19 protein-coding genes are annotated in these 18,731 nt (G+C 68.6%); 6 read left to right on the top strand and 13 right to left on the bottom strand.

Going from position 1 to position 18,731, the window contains the following annotated elements; translation table 11 throughout:
• Window positions 1-78: 78 nt before the first annotated feature.
• Window positions 79-1,152 (top strand): tellurite resistance/C4-dicarboxylate transporter family protein, encoded by a 1,074-nt coding sequence (locus tag pbN1_RS06260; RefSeq protein WP_169204146.1) that lies wholly within the window; start codon window positions 79-81, stop codon window positions 1,150-1,152.
• A 5-nt stretch (window positions 1,153-1,157) separates the two neighbouring features.
• Here the strand turns inward: pbN1_RS06260 and pbN1_RS06255 are convergent, their stop codons facing one another.
• Both pbN1_RS06255 and pbN1_RS06250 read right to left on the bottom strand, forming a co-directional pair.
• Complete coding sequence (locus tag pbN1_RS06255) at window positions 1,158-1,631, bottom strand: RES family NAD+ phosphorylase (protein WP_169204145.1); 474 nt, start codon at window positions 1,629-1,631, stop codon at window positions 1,158-1,160.
• Window positions 1,628-2,065 carry an MbcA/ParS/Xre antitoxin family protein gene (locus pbN1_RS06250; protein ID WP_169117971.1) on the bottom strand — a complete coding sequence of 146 codons (438 nt, stop codon included), beginning with the start codon at window positions 2,063-2,065 and terminating at the stop codon, window positions 1,628-1,630. Before pbN1_RS06250 ends, pbN1_RS06255 begins: the two co-directional genes overlap by 4 nt.
• 290 nt (window positions 2,066-2,355) lie before the next feature.
• Here pbN1_RS06250 and pbN1_RS06245 point away from each other — a divergent pair, with 290 nt between their 5' ends.
• Window positions 2,356-3,987, top strand: coding sequence for an isovaleryl-CoA dehydrogenase (locus tag pbN1_RS06245; protein WP_169204144.1), 1,632 nt, complete (start codon window positions 2,356-2,358; stop codon window positions 3,985-3,987).
• Window positions 3,988-3,992: 5 nt separating this feature from the next.
• Here the strand turns inward: pbN1_RS06245 and pbN1_RS06240 are convergent, their stop codons facing one another.
• From pbN1_RS06240 to pqqE, 5 genes are all read right to left on the bottom strand, one after another.
• Window positions 3,993-5,891: a sensor domain-containing diguanylate cyclase gene (locus pbN1_RS06240; RefSeq protein ID WP_169204143.1), complete on the bottom strand. Its 1,899-nt coding sequence runs from the start codon at window positions 5,889-5,891 to the stop codon at window positions 3,993-3,995.
• Between the two features lie 161 nt (window positions 5,892-6,052).
• Window positions 6,053-6,856 carry a dihydroorotate dehydrogenase gene (locus tag pbN1_RS06235; protein WP_210147677.1) on the bottom strand — a complete coding sequence of 268 codons (804 nt, stop codon included), beginning with the start codon at window positions 6,854-6,856 and terminating at the stop codon, window positions 6,053-6,055.
• On the bottom strand, window positions 6,853-7,944 hold the full coding sequence (serC, locus tag pbN1_RS06230; RefSeq protein ID WP_169204214.1) for a 3-phosphoserine/phosphohydroxythreonine transaminase: 1,092 nt from the start codon (window positions 7,942-7,944) through the stop codon (window positions 6,853-6,855). Before serC ends, pbN1_RS06235 begins: the two co-directional genes overlap by 4 nt.
• Before the next feature lie 4 nt (window positions 7,945-7,948).
• Entirely contained in the window at window positions 7,949-8,368 is a 420-nt protein-coding gene (locus tag pbN1_RS06225) for a urate hydroxylase PuuD (RefSeq protein ID WP_244857179.1), read from the bottom strand.
• Window positions 8,369-8,562: 194 nt separating this feature from the next.
• A complete protein-coding gene (gene pqqE, locus pbN1_RS06220; protein WP_169204215.1) occupies window positions 8,563-9,708 on the bottom strand; it encodes a pyrroloquinoline quinone biosynthesis protein PqqE in 1,146 nt (381 codons plus the stop codon).
• A 262-nt stretch (window positions 9,709-9,970) separates the two neighbouring features.
• On the opposite strand from pqqE, the gene pbN1_RS06215 reads away from it, so the two are divergent.
• Genes pbN1_RS06215 through pbN1_RS06200 form a run of 4 tightly spaced genes read left to right on the top strand, consistent with a single transcriptional unit; the run spans window position 9,971 to window position 14,322 of the window.
• Window positions 9,971-12,109 (top strand): TonB-dependent receptor, encoded by a 2,139-nt coding sequence (locus pbN1_RS06215; protein ID WP_169204216.1) that lies wholly within the window; start codon window positions 9,971-9,973, stop codon window positions 12,107-12,109.
• Between the two features lie 10 nt (window positions 12,110-12,119).
• Window positions 12,120-12,440, top strand: coding sequence for an iron transporter (locus tag pbN1_RS06210; protein ID WP_210147676.1), 321 nt, complete (start codon window positions 12,120-12,122; stop codon window positions 12,438-12,440).
• A 9-nt stretch (window positions 12,441-12,449) separates the two neighbouring features.
• Window positions 12,450-14,009 (top strand): PepSY-associated TM helix domain-containing protein, encoded by a 1,560-nt coding sequence (locus pbN1_RS06205; protein WP_210147675.1) that lies wholly within the window; start codon window positions 12,450-12,452, stop codon window positions 14,007-14,009.
• The gene (locus pbN1_RS06200; RefSeq protein WP_169203049.1) at window positions 14,002-14,322 is read left to right on the top strand and encodes a DUF3325 domain-containing protein; all 321 of its coding nucleotides are present in this window, start codon (window positions 14,002-14,004) and stop codon (window positions 14,320-14,322) included. The genes pbN1_RS06205 and pbN1_RS06200 overlap by 8 nt, the downstream gene beginning before the upstream one ends.
• A 154-nt stretch (window positions 14,323-14,476) precedes the next feature.
• On the opposite strand, the gene pip is transcribed toward pbN1_RS06200, so the two are convergent.
• From pip to pbN1_RS06170, 6 genes are all read right to left on the bottom strand, one after another.
• The gene (gene pip, locus pbN1_RS06195; protein WP_169203050.1) at window positions 14,477-15,457 is read right to left on the bottom strand and encodes a prolyl aminopeptidase; all 981 of its coding nucleotides are present in this window, start codon (window positions 15,455-15,457) and stop codon (window positions 14,477-14,479) included.
• Window positions 15,457-15,741 (bottom strand): pyrroloquinoline quinone biosynthesis peptide chaperone PqqD, encoded by a 285-nt coding sequence (gene pqqD, locus pbN1_RS06190; protein ID WP_169203051.1) that lies wholly within the window; start codon window positions 15,739-15,741, stop codon window positions 15,457-15,459. The genes pip and pqqD overlap by 1 nt, the downstream gene beginning before the upstream one ends.
• Window positions 15,742-15,802: 61 nt before the next feature.
• The gene (gene pqqA / locus pbN1_RS21120) at window positions 15,803-15,877 is read right to left on the bottom strand and encodes a pyrroloquinoline quinone precursor peptide PqqA (protein ID WP_081455968.1); all 75 of its coding nucleotides are present in this window, start codon (window positions 15,875-15,877) and stop codon (window positions 15,803-15,805) included.
• 106 nt (window positions 15,878-15,983) lie between these two features.
• Window positions 15,984-16,751: a pyrroloquinoline-quinone synthase PqqC gene (gene pqqC / locus pbN1_RS06180; RefSeq protein ID WP_210147673.1), complete on the bottom strand. Its 768-nt coding sequence runs from the start codon at window positions 16,749-16,751 to the stop codon at window positions 15,984-15,986.
• Entirely contained in the window at window positions 16,748-17,683 is a 936-nt protein-coding gene (gene pqqB / locus pbN1_RS06175) for a pyrroloquinoline quinone biosynthesis protein PqqB (protein WP_169203052.1), read from the bottom strand. Before pqqB ends, pqqC begins: the two co-directional genes overlap by 4 nt.
• A 158-nt stretch (window positions 17,684-17,841) precedes the next feature.
• Complete coding sequence (locus pbN1_RS06170; RefSeq protein WP_169203053.1) at window positions 17,842-18,570, bottom strand: glutathione S-transferase; 729 nt, start codon at window positions 18,568-18,570, stop codon at window positions 17,842-17,844.
• Window positions 18,571-18,731: the final 161 nt, after the last annotated feature.

Genomic DNA, 18,731 nt, shown 5'->3' with positions numbered 1-18,731 from the left:
GCCACCGGGAGCGTTTTCCCGCCCGCCCGGCATGCCGTCCGTCCCGTGTGGCGGATCGTCGCCGCGGAGCACCGAGGAATGACCGCCGTTCCGGCGGCACGCACGCTTGCCGGCGCGCGCCTGCTGCAGGATCTCGAAGGCATGTCTCCGGCCTACTTCGGCATGGTCATGGCGACCGGGATCATCTCGCTGGGCGCGCACCTGCTCGCGCTGCCGCGCCTCGCGCAGGCGCTGTTCGTCCTCAACGTCGGCATCTACGCCGTCATCGCGCTGCTGTTCGTGCTGCGCATGGTCCGCTTTCCGCAGCGCTTCTTCGGCGATATGGTCGATCACCTGCGCGGGCCCGGGTTCTTCACCGCCGTCGCCGCCTCCGGCATCCTCGGCAGCCAGTTCCTGATCCTCGCGGACAGCGAAGCGGTCGGGCTCGCGCTGTGGTTCGTCGCGATCGCGCTGTGGATCGGGCTGACCTACACGATCTTCACGGCCTTCACCGTCAAGGAGCAGAAGCCGACGCTCGACCGCGGCATCAGCGGCGGCTGGCTGCTCGCGGTGGTCGCGACGCAGTCGATCGCGGTGCTCGGCGCGCTGCTCGCGAACCACCTCGAGCAGCCTTACCGGCTGGAGCTAAACTTTTTCGCGCTGTCGATGTGGCTGTGGGGCGGCATGCTCTACATCTGGATGATGTCGCTGATCTTCTACCGCTACACGTTCTTCCTGTTCTCGCCCGGCGACCTCGCGCCGCCGTACTGGATCAACATGGGCGCGATGGCGATCTCGACGCTCGCCGGCTCGCTGCTGATCGCGAACGCGCCCGACGCGCCTTTCCTGCATTCGCTGCTGCCGTTCCTCAAGGGGTTCACGGTCTTCTACTGGGCGACGGGCACGTGGTGGATCCCGATGCTGCTGATCCTCGGCCTGTGGCGACATATCTACAAGCGCTTCCCGCTGAAGTACGACCCGCTGTACTGGGGCGCGGTCTTCCCGCTCGGCATGTACGCCGCGAGCACGCAGCAGATGGCCGGCGCGCTGGGGTTCGATTTCCTCGGCTTCGTGCCGCCGATCTTCCTGTATGCCGCGCTCGCCGCGTGGACCGCCGCGTTCGTCGGCGTCGTGCGCGACCTGTGGCGCCGCCTCGGCACAGCCCGGCAATAGCGGCATTAACCTTTTGGTTTGCCGAGCAGCCTGTCGTCGAAGGGGTAGCGCAATGCCGACACGATGCGGCACTCCCGTGCCCCGGGATGAAGCGGGTTGAACAGGACGTTGCAGGTTCGCCCGACGACGGCGGACGGCACGCGCAACAGCAGCGATGTGCCGGAGGCGAGCCATCGGTCTCCGCAGCGGCGGGTCGCCGCGAACTCGTGCTGCCATCCAGTTTCCAGCCGCAGACCGTCGGGCGAGTCCGGATCGGCAATCGAGGCCCCGTCGGGCACTTCGACCTCCAGCAGCTGGTAGTGTCGCGGGAGCTCGCCGGGATGAGTCGCCTCGACGTGGACCAGTGCCTCCAGCAACGCACCGGCCGCACTTTCCGCCAGATATACGACCGGGCGGCCGCGGTTGTGCCAACGGCCAGGGTGCGTCAGTCCGCCGGCGCCAGAGAGCTCGGCGTAGTTGCTGATGCGCCACAGGATCACGCAAAGTACCCTTGATCAATCTCGTGGAGCCAGTTCTCCACGGCCTCGAAGCCGAGGGAGTCGGCCGCGAAATCCATCGGCGCGACACCGCCAAGACGAGTTTTCGGCGTGTGGAGCCAGTCGTGGGCGCGCTGGCGGTCGTCGAAGACCAGGTCGGCCAGCAATCGCAGCCGAACCAGCCGGTACAGACTATCGAACTCGGCCGGAGTCAGCGTGCCTTCACCCTTGCGCCGAACCCAGGTGCGGCGCGGGATCACGCGATAGACGTCGGCGGGCTCCAGCACACGCTCGCCGGACAGGGTGCGAAGCAGCATCGCGCCCAGCCGCTTGCGATCGGTCCGCGCCAACGTCAGCTCGTCGGCTGCACTGTCCATGCCGAGGACCCCACTCAGCTTGTCACTCAATCGATCCTGCAGCGAGAGCGTCTGAGTCATGGTGTCACCTTGTGAGCCAAATATAAACAAATGATGTGCCAAGTGGCGCAGCCGTGCAACGAAGATGACACCTTCAGAAGCCCTGGAAAAGCAGCTCCAGCGCGCATTTGTATGAACATCTGGATGCGCATAAACATCTCCGGACGGGTGCCTCGTCTGGAACCGGGTCCGGCAACACGCCAAATTGCCGGCGCCGCGGCGAGCCGAGCCGGGATACTGCCGGGAGATTGCCGGCCGCAGCATGCATGTCTAGGCTGAAGCACGGTGAAAGCGTCGCGGCGGGAGGCCCCATGTGGCGAACTCATGAAGTCTTCAACCAGGTACCGGTGCTGAGCGACTGCAACCTGTTCGACACCGACATCGCGCTGCGCGAGGCGGTCGTGCGTGAAGGCGCGGGGTGGCACGCGGAGGCGCTGCGCGGACAGGGCGAGGTGCTCGGCAGTGCCGACACGCAGCGGCTCGCGGAACTGGCCGATCGTCACGTGCCGGAGCTCGTCGCGTACGATCGCTGCGGCCGGCGCGTCGATGACGTCGATTTCCACCCCGCGTGGGCGCGCCTGCTCGGGATGCTGTATGCCGACGGCGTGCACAGTTCGGCGTGGTTCGAGCCGCGCCCCGGCGCGCACGTCGCGCGGGCCGCGTCGTTCTTCCTGCATGGCCAGGCGGAAGCGGGTTCGCTGTGCCCGGTGACGATGACTTTTGCGTCGATCCCGGTGCTGCGCCGGGAGCCGGCGCTGTTCGGCGTGCTCGGTGACAAGTTCCGCTCGCGCGACTACGACGGGCGGGACGTGCCGCTCGCGGGCAAACGCTCGGTGATGATCGGCATGGGCATGACCGAGAAGCAGGGCGGCTCCGACCTGCGCGCCAACACTACGCGGGCGCGCCTGCTCGGCGCCGGCGGCCGGGACTATGCGCTGGTCGGGCACAAATGGTTCTTCTCGGTGCCGACCTGCGATGCGCATCTGGTGCTGGCGCAGGCCAGCGCGGGGCCGTCGTGCTTCTTCGTGCCGCGCTGGCTGCCCGACGGCAGCCGCAACGCCGTGCGCATCCGGCGCCTCAAGGACAAGCTCGGCAATCGCTCGAACGCGTCGGCCGAGGTCGAGTTCGAGGACGCTTTCGGCACGCTGGTCGGCGACGAGGGGCGCGGCATCGCGACGATCATGGAGATGGCGGCGCAGACCCGGCTCGACTGCGTGCTCGGCAGCGCCGCGCTGATGCGCCGCGCGCTGGTCGAAGCGATCCACCACGCCCGCCACCGTTCGGCGTTCGGGCAGGTTCTGGTCGCGCAGCCGCTGATGCGCAACGTGCTCGCCGATCTCGCGCTCGAAAGCGAAGCGGCGACGATACTGGCGATGCGCCTGGCGAAGGCGGTCGAAGCGGGCGACGACCCGCTGGAGCGCGCGTGGCGGCGCATCGTCACGCCGGCGGCGAAGTTCTGGGTCTGCAAGCGCGCGATCGCATTCGTCGCTGAATGCATGGAGGTGTGGGGCGGCAACGGCTACGTCGAGGACGGCCCGATGGCGCGCCTGTACCGCGAGGCGCCGGTGAACTCGATCTGGGAAGGCTCCGGCAACGTGATGTGCCTCGACGTGCTGCGCGCGGTCGCGCGCGAGCCGGACGGCAGCGAGGCGCTGCTGCGGGAATTGTCGCCGGTCGTGGCCGCAGAGCCCACGCTGGCCGGGACGCTGAACGAGCTGGCCGCGCTGCTGCGCTCGCCCGACGAGATGCAGTGGCGGGGGCGCCACGTCGCGATGCAGCTGGTCCTGCTGGCCCAGGCGGCACTGTTGCTCAAGCACGCGCCGGCGACCACCGCCGCGGCGTTCATCGCCAGCCGCCTCGGTCAGCGCAGCGGGCAGGTCGCGGGCCTGCTGGCGGAGCCGGCCGCCGCGGCGCTGCTGATCGACCGGGCGTGGCCCGGCTGAGGCTGTTATTTCTCACCGGCCGCGCGGCTGTCCGGCGCGGCCTGCATGGTGCCCTCGTAGAAGCGGATCTGGTTGCGCCCGGCATCCTTGGCCTGGTACAGCGCGATGTCGGCATGCTTGAGCAAGTCGTCGGTGCCGTACCCGGTGCCGACGAACAGCGCGATGCCGATGCTCGCGGTATTGCAGTGGCCGGCGCAGGTGCCTTTCAGCGCATAGGGACGTCCGAGCGATTCGCGGATCTTCCCGGCGACCGACTCGGCCTGCGCTGCAGCGCCCTGCCCCTCGTGATCCAGGTCTTCGAGCATGACGACGAATTCGTCACCGCCCAGGCGCGCCACGGTGTCGCTTTCCCGCACGCACGCCGTCAGGCGCTGCGCCACCTTGATCAGCAACTGGTCACCGACGTCATGCCCATGCGTGTCGTTGAGGGTCTTGAAATGGTCGAGGTCGAGCAGCATCAGCGCACCGTAGCGCCGGCTGCGGGTACTGGCTGCCAGCGCGTGGCCGAGACGGTCGAACAGCAGCCGGCGGTTGGGCAGCTCGGTGAGCGGATCATAGAACGCGAGGTTGCGGATCTGCGCCTCGGTCCGCTTGCGCTCGGTGACGTCCTGCTTGATGCCGACGAAGTGGCTGATTGCGCCGACGGCGTCGCGCACCGGGGTGATGACCAGTTCTTCGTCGTAGAGGCTGCCGTCCTTGTGCTTGTTCACCAGCTCGCCGCGCCAGGTTTTTCCGCCCAGGATGGTGTCCCACATCGCGGCGTAGAACGGCGGTCGCTGCACGCCGGAGCGCACCAGTTCCGCCGGCCGCCGGCCAAGTGCCTCGGCCGGCGTGTAGCCGGTCAGCGTCTCGAAGGCCGGATTGGCCCACTCGATCCTGGCATCGGCATCGGTGATCACGACGCCGTTGCCTACGGCTTCCAGCGCCGCCACCAGCAACCGGTCGCGCTCCTCGATCGATGCCCGCGCCGCAACGGCGCTGGCGCGCTGGCGCAGGCCGGCGATCAGGCTGTAGCCGAAGGCGAGCAGCAGCGCGGTGAGCGCGCCGCCGCTGATCAGGAAAGCGCGGCGCTGCGCGCGGTAGGGCGCCAGGATGCTGTCGAACGCTTCGCAGACCACCACCACCAATCCGAACTCGCCGAGCCGGTGCCAGCTGGCGAGGCGCTCGATGCCGTCGATCTGCGCCCGTAACGCGATGCTGCCGGTTTCCGGCGCGTCGGTGCCGAGATAAGGCCGGTCTGCGAGAGATTTGCCCATTCCTTGCGCCGGATCGGGGGAGCGCGCGAGGATGTCGCCGCTGGAACGCAGCAGCGTCACCGTGCCGTGCTCGCCGAGACTGATGGTGTCGTAGAAGCGCGAGAAATATTCCGGCGGCACCGACATCACGACGACGCCGAGAAAGCTCCGGTCCAGCGCGAGGATCGGCCGGGTGAACTGGATGCTCCAGCGCTTCGACACGCGCCCGAGCACCGGCTTGCTGATGAACAGCGCGTCGGCCCTGCGCTCGCGATGCACGCGGAAATGCTCCCGGTCGGCCAGCGATACCGGCTTGGCCGGCTGTTCCAGATTGCTGTAGGCGAGTGCGCCGTCGGCGTCGATCACGGCGACCTGGAAGCTGACGTCGCGCAAGAAGTAGTTCTGTTGGTGCAGCACCGCATCGTGGAAGCCGGACGGATTGCGCCGCCATTCTTCGCGCAGCGCGAGCAGCGACAGATCGATGCCGCGCGCCGATGCCCTGACCTGCTCGGCGAAGGCCCGCGCAAGATTGCCGGTGTCGCGCTGAGTGTTGGCGATCGCCCGCTCGTGCGCGTACTTCAGCTCGAAGAAGATGCCGGCCCAGATGGCGCCGATCAGCAGCAGGAAAAATACCGAAAGCTGCAGCGGCAGCGTGCGAAGAAATTCCACCGTGCTTTTCGGTGAAGCAATGGAGGCCGTTTTCGCCATGACACCCGCTTTCGATGCGCGCCGATACCTGGGCCCGCGATTCTATCAAGCCCGTATGGCCAAGTGCCGCGGTTCGCCTGAATTTATCGCTGGCGTCCCCGCCCGACGCCCGCCCGCAACGATCAGCCTGGTGTTCCGGCCTTTTCGGTCATCCCCGGCAGGGCCGGCGCGCGCTGGCGTCCGCCGCCCGCGCCGATGAGGGCCGGCAGGCAGTCGGGCCCGGCGTCGACAAAGGCGCGATGGACCTGCACCCCGGCGGCGCCGGCGGCGCGGGCCGCACAGACATCGACGGCGGTGCGGATGCCGCCCACCGCCACGAGGGCCGGGCCGTCTGCGATGCGCTGGGCCAGCGCGGCGAAGCGCGCCAGCCGCGAGAGCTGCCCGCCCGCGGCAGGGAGCACCACGGTCAGCGCGTCGAAGCCGGCCTGCGCCGCCGCTGCCGCGACGTCCGGCAGCGGCTCGCCTTCCGTGCCGAGCGGAAACTTGAGCGCCAGCGGGATCCGGCGCGGCAGGCGGTCGCGTTCGGCCGCGATCGACTTCATCGCTGCGGCCATGAGCGGCAGGTGCTCGCGGGCGAGCAGCGGCCGGCAGGCTTGCGCGCTGAGGTTGAAGCTCACGTAGTCCGCCACCCGCCACGCGCCGAGGAGGCCGGCAAGCCACTGCGCCGGCAAGTCCGCCGGCGCCGCGCCGGGCGACAGGCCGATGCCGATGCCGATCGCGCTCCCGTCGGGGTGGTGCGGCGGCAGGATGGCCAGGCGCGCGGTCAGCGCCGCGAGGCTGAAAGGCGCTTGCAGGTGCGCGGCGACGGTGCCGAATTCGACGCTGCCGAAGCCCAGGCCCAGCAGTTCCTCCGCCCGCGTGCCGTCCTTGTCGATGCCCCCGGCCAAGCCCGGCCGGTCGTGCCAGCGCAGGCGGATGCGGCTCATCCGTGACGCCTCGCGAAGCCGGCGATGAAATCCGCCAGCGCTGCGGCGCCGGCTTCCGGCATCGCGTTGTAGAGGCTCGCGCGCAGCCCGCCGACCTGGCGGTGGCCGCGCAGGTGGGTGAGCCCGTGCGCCTCGGCTTCGGCGAGGAAAGTGTCGGTGAGCCGGTCGTCGGCGAGGTGGAAGCGGACGTTGGAGCCTGAGCGATGTCCGGTCGCGACCGGTGCGGCGTAGAAGCCTTCGCTGCCGTCGATGGCCGCGTAGAGCCTTTCGGCCTTGCGCCGGTTCGCGGCGGCCATCGCCGCCAGGCCGCCGGCGTCGGCGATCCAGTCGAAAACGAGGCCGGCAACGTGGATCGCCCACGTCGGGGGCGTGTTGACGCAGCTGTCGTGCTCGGCCTGGAGCCGGTAGCAGTGCGGCGCGGGCACCCGTGGCGCGGGGCGCTCGAGCAGGTCTTCGCGAATGACCACGACGGTGAGGCCGGCGGGGCCGATGTTCTTCTGCGCGCTGGCGTAGAGGACGCCGAATCTCGACACATCGACCGGACCGGTGAGGAAACACGACGTGCAATCGGCGACCAGCGGCACGTCGCCGGTGTCCGGCAAACCGGGGTAGGCGATGCCTTCGACGGTCTCGTTCGGCGTGATGTGGCAGTACGCGCAGCCGGCCGGCAGCGCCCAGTGGCCGAGCGGCGGCGCAGCCAGCGGCACCGGGCCGGCGTGGCGGGCGGCCAGCGTCACGTCGGCGTAGCGAGCGCCTTCGGCCATCGCGCGGCGCGACCAGTAGCCCGAGTCGGCGTAGGCCGCGTGACGCGCGTCGCCGAGGAGGTTCATCGGCACCAGCGAGAACTGGTGCAGGGCGCCGCCGGCGAGGAACAGGATGCGGTAGTTCGACGGCAGCGCCAGCAGTTCGGCCAGGCGTTCGCGGGCGTGGGCGAGCGTGGCGCGAAACGCGTCGCCGGTGAAAGGCCGTTCGAGCGCCGAGGCGCCGTCCGCCCCGCGCGTAAAAAGTTCGTCGCGCGCCCGCTCGAGCACCGCGTCGGGCAGGCGGGCGGGGCCGGCGGCGAAGTTGAACGCAGGCGACGGTGACATCGCGTCAGCCGAGCAGAAAGCCGCCGTGGCTCCCCGCCGCCATGAAGAAGAGCAGCGGAATCGAGAGCATCGTGTTGGTGCGCGACGACAGGTGCGTGATGCGCGAGCAGCGCACGCGCTCCTCGATGCCTGCCGGCACCAAGCCCAGCACCTTCTTCTGGTGCGGCCACAGCACGAACCAGACGTTGAGCATCATCAGCGTGCCGATGTACATGCCGATGCCGATCGGCGCGAGGCTGCCCTGCAGGCCGGCCGCGCCCGCGAGCCAGCCGTGCTGCCACAGCATCAGCACGCCGGCGCACCAGGTGACGACCGACGCCCAGCGGAAAAAGCCGTGTTCGCGATTAAGCAGCGCCTGGAAGCGCGGACTGCGGTCGTCGACGAGGTCGGCGGCCGTCAGCGGGCGCCAAGTCGGGCGCTGCACGACGCTGGAATAGTTGTGGCCGACCCAGATGATGCCGGCGAGAAAATGCGCCCAGCGCAGCGCAGCGCGAGGTCGAGCGTCGCCTCCATGCCGCGCCTCAGCCCGCGAGGACGCGCACGAGCGCGGCCAGGACTGCGGTGAGCGCGATGCCGAGCGCGATGGTGCCGGTGGCGGTGTCGTAGGGGTGGCGCATTTCAGTTTTCCAGGAACGCGGTGGACATCGCGCCGGCGGCGCGCCTCACCAGCGGTTTGCGAAAACGCAGCGGCCTGGTGACGGCGTCGACCGCGTCCTGCACGACCTGATGCCGCGGCGAGCGGCTGCACGCCGGGTCGGTGTTGCCGGCGTCGCCGGTCAGCAGGAAAGCCTGGCAGCGGCAGCCGCCGAAATCCTTCTCCTTTTCGGCGCACGAACCGCAGGGTTCGGGCAGCCAGTCGAGGCCGCGGTATTTGCGGAACAGCGGCGACTCGTGCCAGATCCACGCCAGCGGCCGGTCCCGCACCGACTCGAATTCCAGGCCGGGAATGACGCGGGCTTCCTGGCAGGGCATCGCGACGCCGTCGGGAGCGATCGTCAGGTGGATCGCGCCCCAGCCGTTCATGCAGGCTTTCGGGCGGCCCTCGTAGTAGTCCGGGATGACGAAATAGATCGTCATCTTCTTGCCGAGCTTGTCGCGCCACTGCTGCACGACCTGTTCGGCCTCGCGCACCTGCTCGAGCGTCGGCATCAGCTCGTCGCGGTTCATCAGCGCCCAGTTGTAGTACTGGATGTTGGCGAATTCCAGGTACTCGATGCCGAGTCCGGCCGCCCATTCGATCATTTCGCCGGTCATGCCGATGTTCTGGCGGAAGACCGGCATGTTGAGCACCATCGGAAACCCGTGGGCCTTGATGAGGCGGCCCGCTTCGAGCTTGCGGGCGTGGGCGCGGGCGCCGACCAGCGCGTCGGTGACGTCGGCGCGGGTTGCCTGCAAGGGCAGCTGGATCTGCTTCAGGCCGGCGTTCTTCAGCGCGATCAGGCGCTCCTCGCCGAGGCCGATGCCGGAGGTGATGAGGTTGGTGTAGAAACCCAGGCTGTCGGCGTACGCGACCAGTTCCTCGAGGTCCGGGCGCTGCAGCGGCTCGCCGCCGGTGAAGCCGAGCTGCAGCGCGCCCAACTCGCGGGATTCGCGCAGCACCTTCTTCCACTCCTCGGTGCTCAGCTCCTTCGCGGCGTAGTCCTCGAAATCGAGCGGGTTGTTGCACCAGCTGCATTTGAGCGGGCAGCGGTAGGTGAGCTCCAGCGACAGCCACAGCGGCTTGCCCTGTCCGTCCAGACTGAGGCCGCCGGTTTCCTTGGGCATGGTGTTCTCTCCTGTTTCCTCGATGGTTTCCGCCATTATTTGCGGCTGGTTCGCGCACCGATACGAGAAAGGAGTGAAAGTGGGCTCGCGATTTTCTTGAGGCGAACCCTGCCGGGAGCCGGATCGAGTGGATGCTCAAGACACATCATCGTTGCGGATGAGAACGAATATCACTTAGAATGCGTCGCTTTCGAGCCAGCCCGGAGCAGGACGCTCTCAGCCAGCCATTGAGTCGAACCAATGAGCAGATGGAGAGTGATCGATGCAGCATCCCCCTGGACGTATCCTCGGCTTGAATGTCCTGACCGCTGCCGTGCTGGCGGCTCTGGCCGTACCTGCCGGTCCCGCCCTCGCCGAGGAGCCGACGAAGCTGGAAGCGGTGACCGTCAGCGCCACGCGTGCCGGCAGCGTGGCGGGCGAGACGCCGCAGAAGGTCACGATCATTACGCGCGAGGAAATCGATCGTCAGCTGGCCGTGACCACCGACCAGGCCCAGGTGCTGAGCAACCTGCTCCCCTCGTATTCGCCGAGCCGGCAAAAGCTCTCCAATGCCGGCGAAAGCTTTCGCGGCCGCAATCCGCTCTTCCTCATCGACGGAGTGCCCCAGTCCAACCCCTTGCGCGACAGTTCGCGCGACGGCTACACGATCGACCTCTCGATGGTCGAGCGCATCGAGATCATCCATGGTGCCAGTGCCGAGCACGGCCTGGGTGCCACCGGCGGCATCATCAATTTCGTCACCCGCGGTCCGCGCGCCGGCGCCATTCGCCAGCACGCCGGGATCAGTTTTTCCGCGCCCACCGATTATGAATCCGACGGGGCGGGCTACAAGGTCGATTACCGCATCGAGGGCAGCAGCGGCAGCTGGGATTACCTCGCTGCCGCCACCTGGCAGACGCGCGGCCTGTTCTACGACGCCAGGGGCGTGCCGATCGGGGTGGACAACACCCAGGGCGACATCATGGATTCGACCAGCCACGATCTCATGCTCAAGCTCGGCTACTGGCTGGACGACAACCAGAACCTGGCGTTCACCGTGAACCGCTTCCAGCTCGAGGGCAACAACGATTACCTCAACGTGCCGGGCGACGCCAGTGCCGGCATTCCGGCGATCTCCATCAAGGGCAGGCCGCAAGGCGCCGCGCCGCAGAACGAGGTGCTCACCACCAGTCTCGCCTACAACCATGCCAGCCTCGCGGACAATGAGCTGGGCATCCAGCTCTACAGCCAGCGCTTTCGCGCGCGCTTTGGCGGCAGCACCGCAGCCTCCTTCCAGGATACGAGAATTGCCCCGGCAGGCACCCTTTTCGACCAGTCGCAGAACGAGTCGGAGAAGCTGGGCGCCAAGCTGACCGTGAAGCGCGACGGGCTGTTCGACAACCACCTGATGCTGACCGGCGGGGTCGACATCCTTCAGGATACGACCCGGCAGATGCTCATCGCCACCGACCGCGAGTGGGTGCCGGAGACCCGTTTCCGCAATTTCGCCCCCTTTGTGCAGGCGGAGGTCCGCCCTCACAAGCGCCTGAAACTGCAGGCCGGCGTGCGCCGCGAGTACGCCAAGCTCGATGTCGACACCTTTCAGACCGTCTGGTCGACCAACAAGGCCAATGGGGTCACCGTCCAGGGCGGCAATCCCAGCTTCGAGGAAACGCTGTTCAATACCGGCGCCGTCTTCCAGGCCACCGACTGGGCGCAGCTCTTCGCCAACTATTCGGAGGGTTTCGGCATGCCGGATGTCGGCCGCGTGCTGCGGGGGATCAACAAGCCCAACCAGTCGGTGGCGGACTTCCTCGACCTGCAGCCCATCGTCACCGACAACCGCGAGGTCGGGATGCGTATCAAGCGCGGGCCGGTCGACTTCGAACTGAGCTATTTCGAGTCCGATTCCGATCTGGGCTCGCGCCTCGTCAATGTCGGCGGGGTGTACCAGGTTCGCCGCGAAAAAACCGAAATCGACGGCGTGGAAGTCAGCGCCGGCTGGAAGGTGAACGACGCCCATCGCCTGCAGGTCGCCTATGCCGCGGTGAACGGCCGTTCCGACACCGACGGCGACGGAAAGGTGGATACCGACCTCGACGGTGCCAACATTTCTCCCGACCGGCTCACCTTGAGCTGGCTGGCGCGGTGGTCCGACCGGCTCGACACGCAGGTGCAGGCGAGCCACGCCTTCGACCGCGATTTTCCCAAGCCGGAGCTGGACTTCAACGGCTACAGCCTGGTCGATGCGTCGGTAAGCTACCGCCTGGCCGAGGGTCGGCTCTCGGCCGGGGTAGAGAATGTCTTCAATGAAGACTACGTGACCTATTACTCGCAGAGCGCCGATTCGACCACGCGCGACGATCGCTACTTCAAAGGCCGCGGCCGTACCTTCACCGTCGGTTACCAAGTGGATTTCTGATGGACAGGGCATGACCCGGGTACGACGTAATCGACCCACGTGGCGCAGGGACGCCGCACTTGCCGCGCGAGTGCTGGCGGCGGTGGGCGCCGGCTACGCCTGCACCGCCGCGGTGGTCGCGCTCGTCGCCCGGGCGCTGCCCCTCACTTTCGGCATCGCGCGCAGCGAAGCGGTGGTGGTCGCCGCCATGACGGGTTTCATCCTTTACCTCATGGTGCTCCTCTGGGGTTTCGCCGAACCGCGCCAGGGGCGGGTGTGGGGGATGCTTCTGGGGGGCACGGCCCTTTGCCAGGGGATCTTGCTCTGGCTCGCCCCCCTTGGCGTCGCTTGATCGTTTGGGATGGGCATGACCTTCCGCCAGTCGATGACCGCGCTTCACACCTGGGCCGGGGTGGTGCTCGGTGCCTTGCTGTTCGTCATTTTCTGGATGGGCAGTCTCTCGGTTTTCGACCGTGAGATCGACCGCTGGATGATGCCGATGACGCGGCTCGCTGCGCCGGCGCCCGCGGGGCTTCCTTCCCTCGACGCCAACTTGCGTCCGGTTGCCGAGCGACTCGCCGCCGGCGCGCCGCAGTGGACGATACGGCTTCCCTCCGCGCGCGCCCCTGCCATGGAGCTGCGCTACCCGGATGGCGCCGGAGGCACGGTGCGCCGTCATGTGGAAGCGGCCAGCGGCCGGCTGCTTGCCGATGCCGGAAGTGCCGGTGCGAGCGGCTTCTTTTTTCCGTTCCACTTCCGCCTGCACTTGAAGTGGCTCGACATCGGCTACTGGCTGGTAGGGCTTGCCGGCATGGCGATGCTGGTCCTGCTGGTCTCCGGAGTGATCATCCACCGCCGGGTCTTCAGCGATTTCTTCACTTTCCGCCCCGAACGGGCGCTGCCGCGCGCCACCCTCGACCTGCACAATCTCTCCGGTGTGTTGGCGCTGCCCTTTCACGCGGTCGTTACCCTTTCCGGCCTCGTCATTTTCTTTGCCGTCTATTTTCCCGCCGCCTGGCAATCCGCCTACGCCGAGGTCGGGGCGGGCGCGCGTGAAACCTTCAACCGCGAGGCCTTCGGCAGCTGGCGGAGACCGCCCGCCGGCGTGGCCGCGCCGCTCGCGTCGCTCGACGCAATGCTCGCCGCGGCGGAAGCGGAGTGGCAGGGCGGAAGACCCTATTTCGTCCGCGTCTGGCATCCGGGCGACGCTGCGGCCTATGTCGAAGTGCGCCGTTCCATTGCCGACGACATCACCATGAATCTCGACACCGTTTATTTCGACGGCACGACCGGTGCCGTCCTCCACCGCCACGAGGCGCAGCCGGTGATGCGCGTGCAGCGCTTCATCGCCGGCTTGCATTTCATCCAGTTCGAGCACGGGATTCTGCGCGGGCTGTATTTCCTCGCCGGACTCTCCGGCTGCCTCATGATTGCCACCGGCCTGCTTTTCTGGCTTGAAGCCCGGCGCGCTCGTCACGCCCGGCACGGGCTGGGCGGCGTGCGGCTGGTCGAAGGGCTGACGGTGGGCAGCAGCGTCGGCCTCATCGCCGCGACGCTTGCGTTCCTCGTCGCCAACCGGCTGCTGCCGCTGGCTCTCCCAGGGCGCGCGCTCCTCGAGATGCAGATTTTCTTCGTCGCCTGGGCGCTCGCCTTCGGACACGCAGGCTGGCGTGCGGACCGGGCCTGGCGCGAGCAGGCGTGGGCGATCGCCGTGCTCGCCGCGCTGGCTGCGTTGCTCAATGGCGTCACCACCGGCGACCACTTGCCTGCCACCCTCGCCGCCGGTCGATGGGAGGTGGCCGGCGTGGATGGAGTGCTGGTCCTCACCACGTTCCTCGCCGGCTGTGCTGCCCGCCGGCCCGGACGGAGGACGGCACCGGCGGAGGCTGGCGCTCTGGCGGCCGAGGTCGGTCGTGGCTGAGTTCGCTGGGTTCCTCCTCGTTGCCGCCTGCGCCGCGGGCTACCTTGGCTTCGCGCTTCTGGCACTCTCCCTGCCGCGCCACTGGCGCGACGTGACCGGTGCGGTGCCCGCTTCGCCGAGGCGCTGCGCCCTGCAACGCGTGGTGGGCTATGCCGCCCTAGTGCTTGCCTTCGCGCTGGCGGTGATGCGTGACGGGGCGGCCTTCGGCAGCGTCCTCGCGATCCTGCTACTGACGGCCGTCGCGACGGCGGTCGCGCTCACCCTGAGCTGGCGACCGAAGCTGCTGGCTGCGGTCGCCAGAGCCTTCCGCTAGGGTAGCGTTCATCGCGAGCGCTGACGACCGAGCGCTGTATTCCGTTGCGCAGCGCGGCTGCATAGGGCGAGGTGTTCGTACCGGGTCGGCGTCGGTCGGGCCGCTTGTCGGCGCGAAGAGCGGGGCACGCCGGGCGGTGCAGGCCAAAGAGCGGTCAGGCAGCGGCGACGCGACGCGCGATGCGGTCGAGCGCGGCGATGCAGGCGGCGGCGATGGCCGGCTGCAGCGCGCCGTGGCCGGCCCCCTCGACCGTCACCCGCTCGGTTTGCGGCCACGCCCGATGCAGCCGTTCCGCGGCCTGCGGCGGGCACACCGGGTCGGCGCTGCCCTGCACGAGGGCGCCCGGGATGTGCCGCAGACGTTCGCAGCCGGCCAGCAGGCGATCCGCGTCGCCAAAGCAGCCCCGCGACAGGTAATGGGCCTGGATGCGCGTCTTGGCGAGCTGCCGCGGGTCGGGGCCGGCGACGAGCGGCGCCTCGCCCATCAGCGCACGTTCGTAGTCGAGCCAGTGCCGGGCGGCCGCAACGCGGGTCGGTGGATGGCGCGAGAGCAGGCGACGGGTGTAGGCGCCGAGAAGATCGTCGCGCTCGCCGTGCGGCACGGCCTGGGCGAAGCGCTGCCAGGCGCGCAGTGCGGGAGTGGCGACGCCCTGCGCGTAGCGGCGCAGCTCCGCGGCCGAGCCGAGGAAGATGCCGCGCAGCACGAGGCCCGACACTGCGTCGGGATGCGCCTGCCCGTAGGCGAGTGCCAGCAGGCTGCCCCACGAGCCGCCAAACACCAGCCAGCGCTCGATGCCCAGGAGGTGGCGGATGCGTTCGATATCGGCGACGAGGTGGGCGGTGGTGTTGGCCCGCAGGCTGCCCGCGGGCGTGCTGCGGCCGCAGCCGCGCTGGTCGAAAAGCACCGCGCGAAAGCGGCCGGGGTCGAACAGGCGGCGCTGGCCCGGCGTGCAGCCGCTACCGGGGCCGCCATGCAGGAAGACCACCGGCAGGCCGCCGGGACGTCCACATTCCTCGACGTGCAGCACGTGGCCGTCGCCGACCGCCAGGCGATGCGTGGCGAATGGCGGGGTTGCGGCAAAGAGCGGCGCGACAGGGGTCGCGTCGCGCGCGCGAGGGGGCGCGCCCGCGGGCATCAGCTGCGCAGCCAGCCCTTGTCACAGGCCAGCTCGACGAACGCCCGGACGCTGGCGGCGATTTCTTCGCCATGACCGGGAAATGCGGCCTGCAGGTCGGCGACGATCGCCGCGAGGCTGCGCTCGCCGTCGCAGCGCTTGAGGATTTCGCCGGCGGAAGGGTTGAGTTTGATGAGGCCTTCCGGGTAGAGCAGGATGTAGGCGTCCTGGCTCGCTTCCCAGCGGAACATGAAATGCGGCGACAGCCGCAGGCGGGCGTCGGCGCAGAGGGCGGTGGTTTCCATGGCGGCAAGGCGTCCTTGGGGAGCGGGCGGAACCGGCAGGCCGGCTCCGCTCCGGCCGGGTTCAGCGGACGTACACGTAGGCCGTGACTTCGAAACCAAGGCGAATTTCGCAGTAGGCGGGGGTTTCCCAGGTCATGTCTGTCTCCTCGATGATGGCGCGGCACCCTGCCGCGCCTTGATTCATTATTTGCAAGCCGCACCGTCGCAGCCAGCGGCATTTCGCCGCAATCGCCTCATGAAAATCATGATGTGACGGGCGCGCCGGCCATCGGCGTGTATCGCCCCCAGCCGGCGATCTGCACGTCGCAGTGCGCGAGCGTCATCGCGTCGAGCATCGACCACAGCACGTCGAGCTTGAAGCGCAGGATCTCCAGCGCCCGCTCCTGCAGCGCCCGGGTGTTGAAGTGAGCGAGGGTGATGCGCAGCCCATTGACGACGTCGCGCGGCGCTTCGGTGAGACGGCGGCGGAAATACGCGTAGCCTTCGGCTTCGATCCACGGGTAATGCTGCGGCCAGTGATCGAGGCGGGATTGATGGATCGTCGGAGCAAAGAGCTCGGTGAGCGACGAAGCCGCCGCCTCCTGCCACGTGCTGCGACGGGCGAAATTGATGTAGGCATCGACCGCGAAGCGCACGCCGGGCAGCACCAGGCGCTCGGAGACGATCTCTTCGCGCGCGAGGCCGACCGCTTCGCCGAGCCGGATCCACGCCTCGATGCCGCCGCCCTCGTTGCCCTCGCCGCCGTGGCCGTCGTGGTCGAGGATGCGCTGCACCCAGTGGCGGCGCACGTCGCGGTCGGGGCAGTTCGAGAGGATTGCGGCATCCTTGATCGGGATGCTGACCTGGTAGTAGTAGCGGTTCGCGACCCACGCCCGGATCTGCTCGCGGGTGCACTGGCCGCGGTGCATCATCACCTGGAACGGGTGGTGGATGTGGTAACACCCGCCCAAGGCGCGCAGCCGGGCTTCGAACGCCTCCGCGCTCCAGGCTTCCGTTTGGTCCATTCTCATTGCAAATCTCCAGCGGGGCCGAAATCGAGCAGCATGCCGTCGGCGGCGACTTCGATGCCGTGCCGCGCCAGTTCGGCACGCTCGCGCGAGTCCTCGTCGAGGATCGGGTTGGTGTTGTTGATGTGGATCAGGATCTTGCGCGGCCGCGGGTAGCGGGCCAGCAGCTCGATCATGCCGCCGGCACCCGATTGCGGCAGGTGGCCGATTTCGCGCGCGGTGCGTGTCGAGATGCCGAGCCGGATCATCTCGTCGTCGCTCCAGAACGTGCCGTCGAGCAGCACGCCGTCGGAACCGGCGAGATAAGGCTCCAGGTGCGGCGCCATCGCGCCGAACCCCGGCGCGTAGAAGACCTTGCGGCCGCTGGTCGCGTCCTCGATGAGCACGCCGATGTTGTCGCCCGGATGCGGGTCGTCGCGGTGCGGCGAATACGGCGGCGCCTTGCTCGCGAGCGGCACCGGCGTGAAGCGCAGGCCGGCCACGCCGGGCACCGTGAAAGGCGTCGGCGGCGCCACCTGCAGCGGGTGCCAGACGACCGTGCAGAAGTGTGAAAGCACGTTGAACACCGGGTTGCCGGTGGTAAGGTCTTCGTGCACCTGCGCGGTACACCACACCGGCAGCGGCTGGCCTTCGCGCAGCATGAAAAGCCCGGTGGTGTGGTCCACCTGGGCGTCGATGAGCACCACCCCGGCGATGCCGCTGTCACGCAGCGCGCGGGCGGGCTGCAGGCAGGGGTTGGCGCGGATCTGCGCGAGCAGGTCGGGGGAGGCGTTGAACAGCACCCAGTCGTCGCCGTTGCTGCTCACCGCGATCGAAGACTGGGTGCGCGGCCGGGCACGGACGGTGCCGTGGCGCACGCCGTGGCAATTGCGGCAGTTGCAGTTCCACTGGGGAAAGCCTCCGCCGGCGGACGAGCCGAGAACGAGGATCTTCATGAATCCAATATCGGCCGCCGTCGCAAGGCCCGCGTACGTCGAATCGCGAAATGCGCCTCATGGTTTTCTGGAGGCGCGCATGGCGCAGCGCGCTTTTCCAGGCGCCGGGCGAGGGCCGCGCTGACGCTGACGAAATCCCCGCCTTTGCCGGGGCCGGCCTAGCGGTCGAGTTCCGGGTAATGGCGGAAAATGCCCTCTTCGCTGAACGGCAGGCGCCGATCCGACGCGAGATAGGCGGCGAGGCGCGGGCGCCGGGCGACGCGGTCGTGAAGTTCGACGAGGCCCGGGCAGCCCGGTTCGAGGCGCGACATCGCGCGCGGGAACGCGTAGCGCAGGCCCTCGACGATCTGGAACAGCGACAGGTCGACGTACGACAGCGTGTCGCCGACGAGGTAGCCGCTGCGAAAGCTGTTCTGCGCGCGGACCTGCTCGAAATAGCGCAGGAACTTCGGCAGCCGGTTCTTCGTGAAGTCCTTCGCGCGGCGCTGCGCTTCGGGCTTCTGATCCTCGTAATACAGGCTGCTCGCGATCGGGTGATGCGTGTCGTGGACCTCGCCGACAAGGTCCGCGATCGTCAGCTGCAGCTGGTGCGCCCAGTGCCGCCCCGCCTCGGTCTTCGGCGCGAGGCCGAGCCGCGGGCCGAGATACAGCAGGATGTTCGCGGTCTGCCCGATCACGAGGTCGCCGGCCTTCAGGAACGGCGGCGCGAACGGCACGTGTTCCAGCGACCCGCCGTCGAGCAGCCGCAGCAGCGCCGCCACGCCCATGCCGTTTTCCTCGGGCAGGCGGGCGACGTCGACATAATCGGCGCCCGCTTCTTCGAGCGGCAGGCGAACGAATTCGCCGCGCCCCTGGATCGACGGCCAGTAATACAGTTCGTAGCGCATGAGGACGTTCTCCTGGGGGCGTTCTGCTGCGGTGATCGGCGCGGGCCGCGTCACCGGTGGTGCTGCGGCTGGCGCGCGAAACCGGCCCGGATGGTACGATCCGCACGCTGGCGGCCGCCCGACCGGTCCCGATGTCATTGTGGGCGCCAGTCGAAGAATCG

The organism is Aromatoleum bremense (assembly GCF_017894365.1).
Lineage (GTDB): Bacteria > Pseudomonadota > Gammaproteobacteria > Burkholderiales > Rhodocyclaceae > Aromatoleum > Aromatoleum bremense.
The sequence above is the reverse complement of the archived record's forward strand: the minus strand, read 5'-3'. Positions and strand labels throughout refer to the sequence as shown.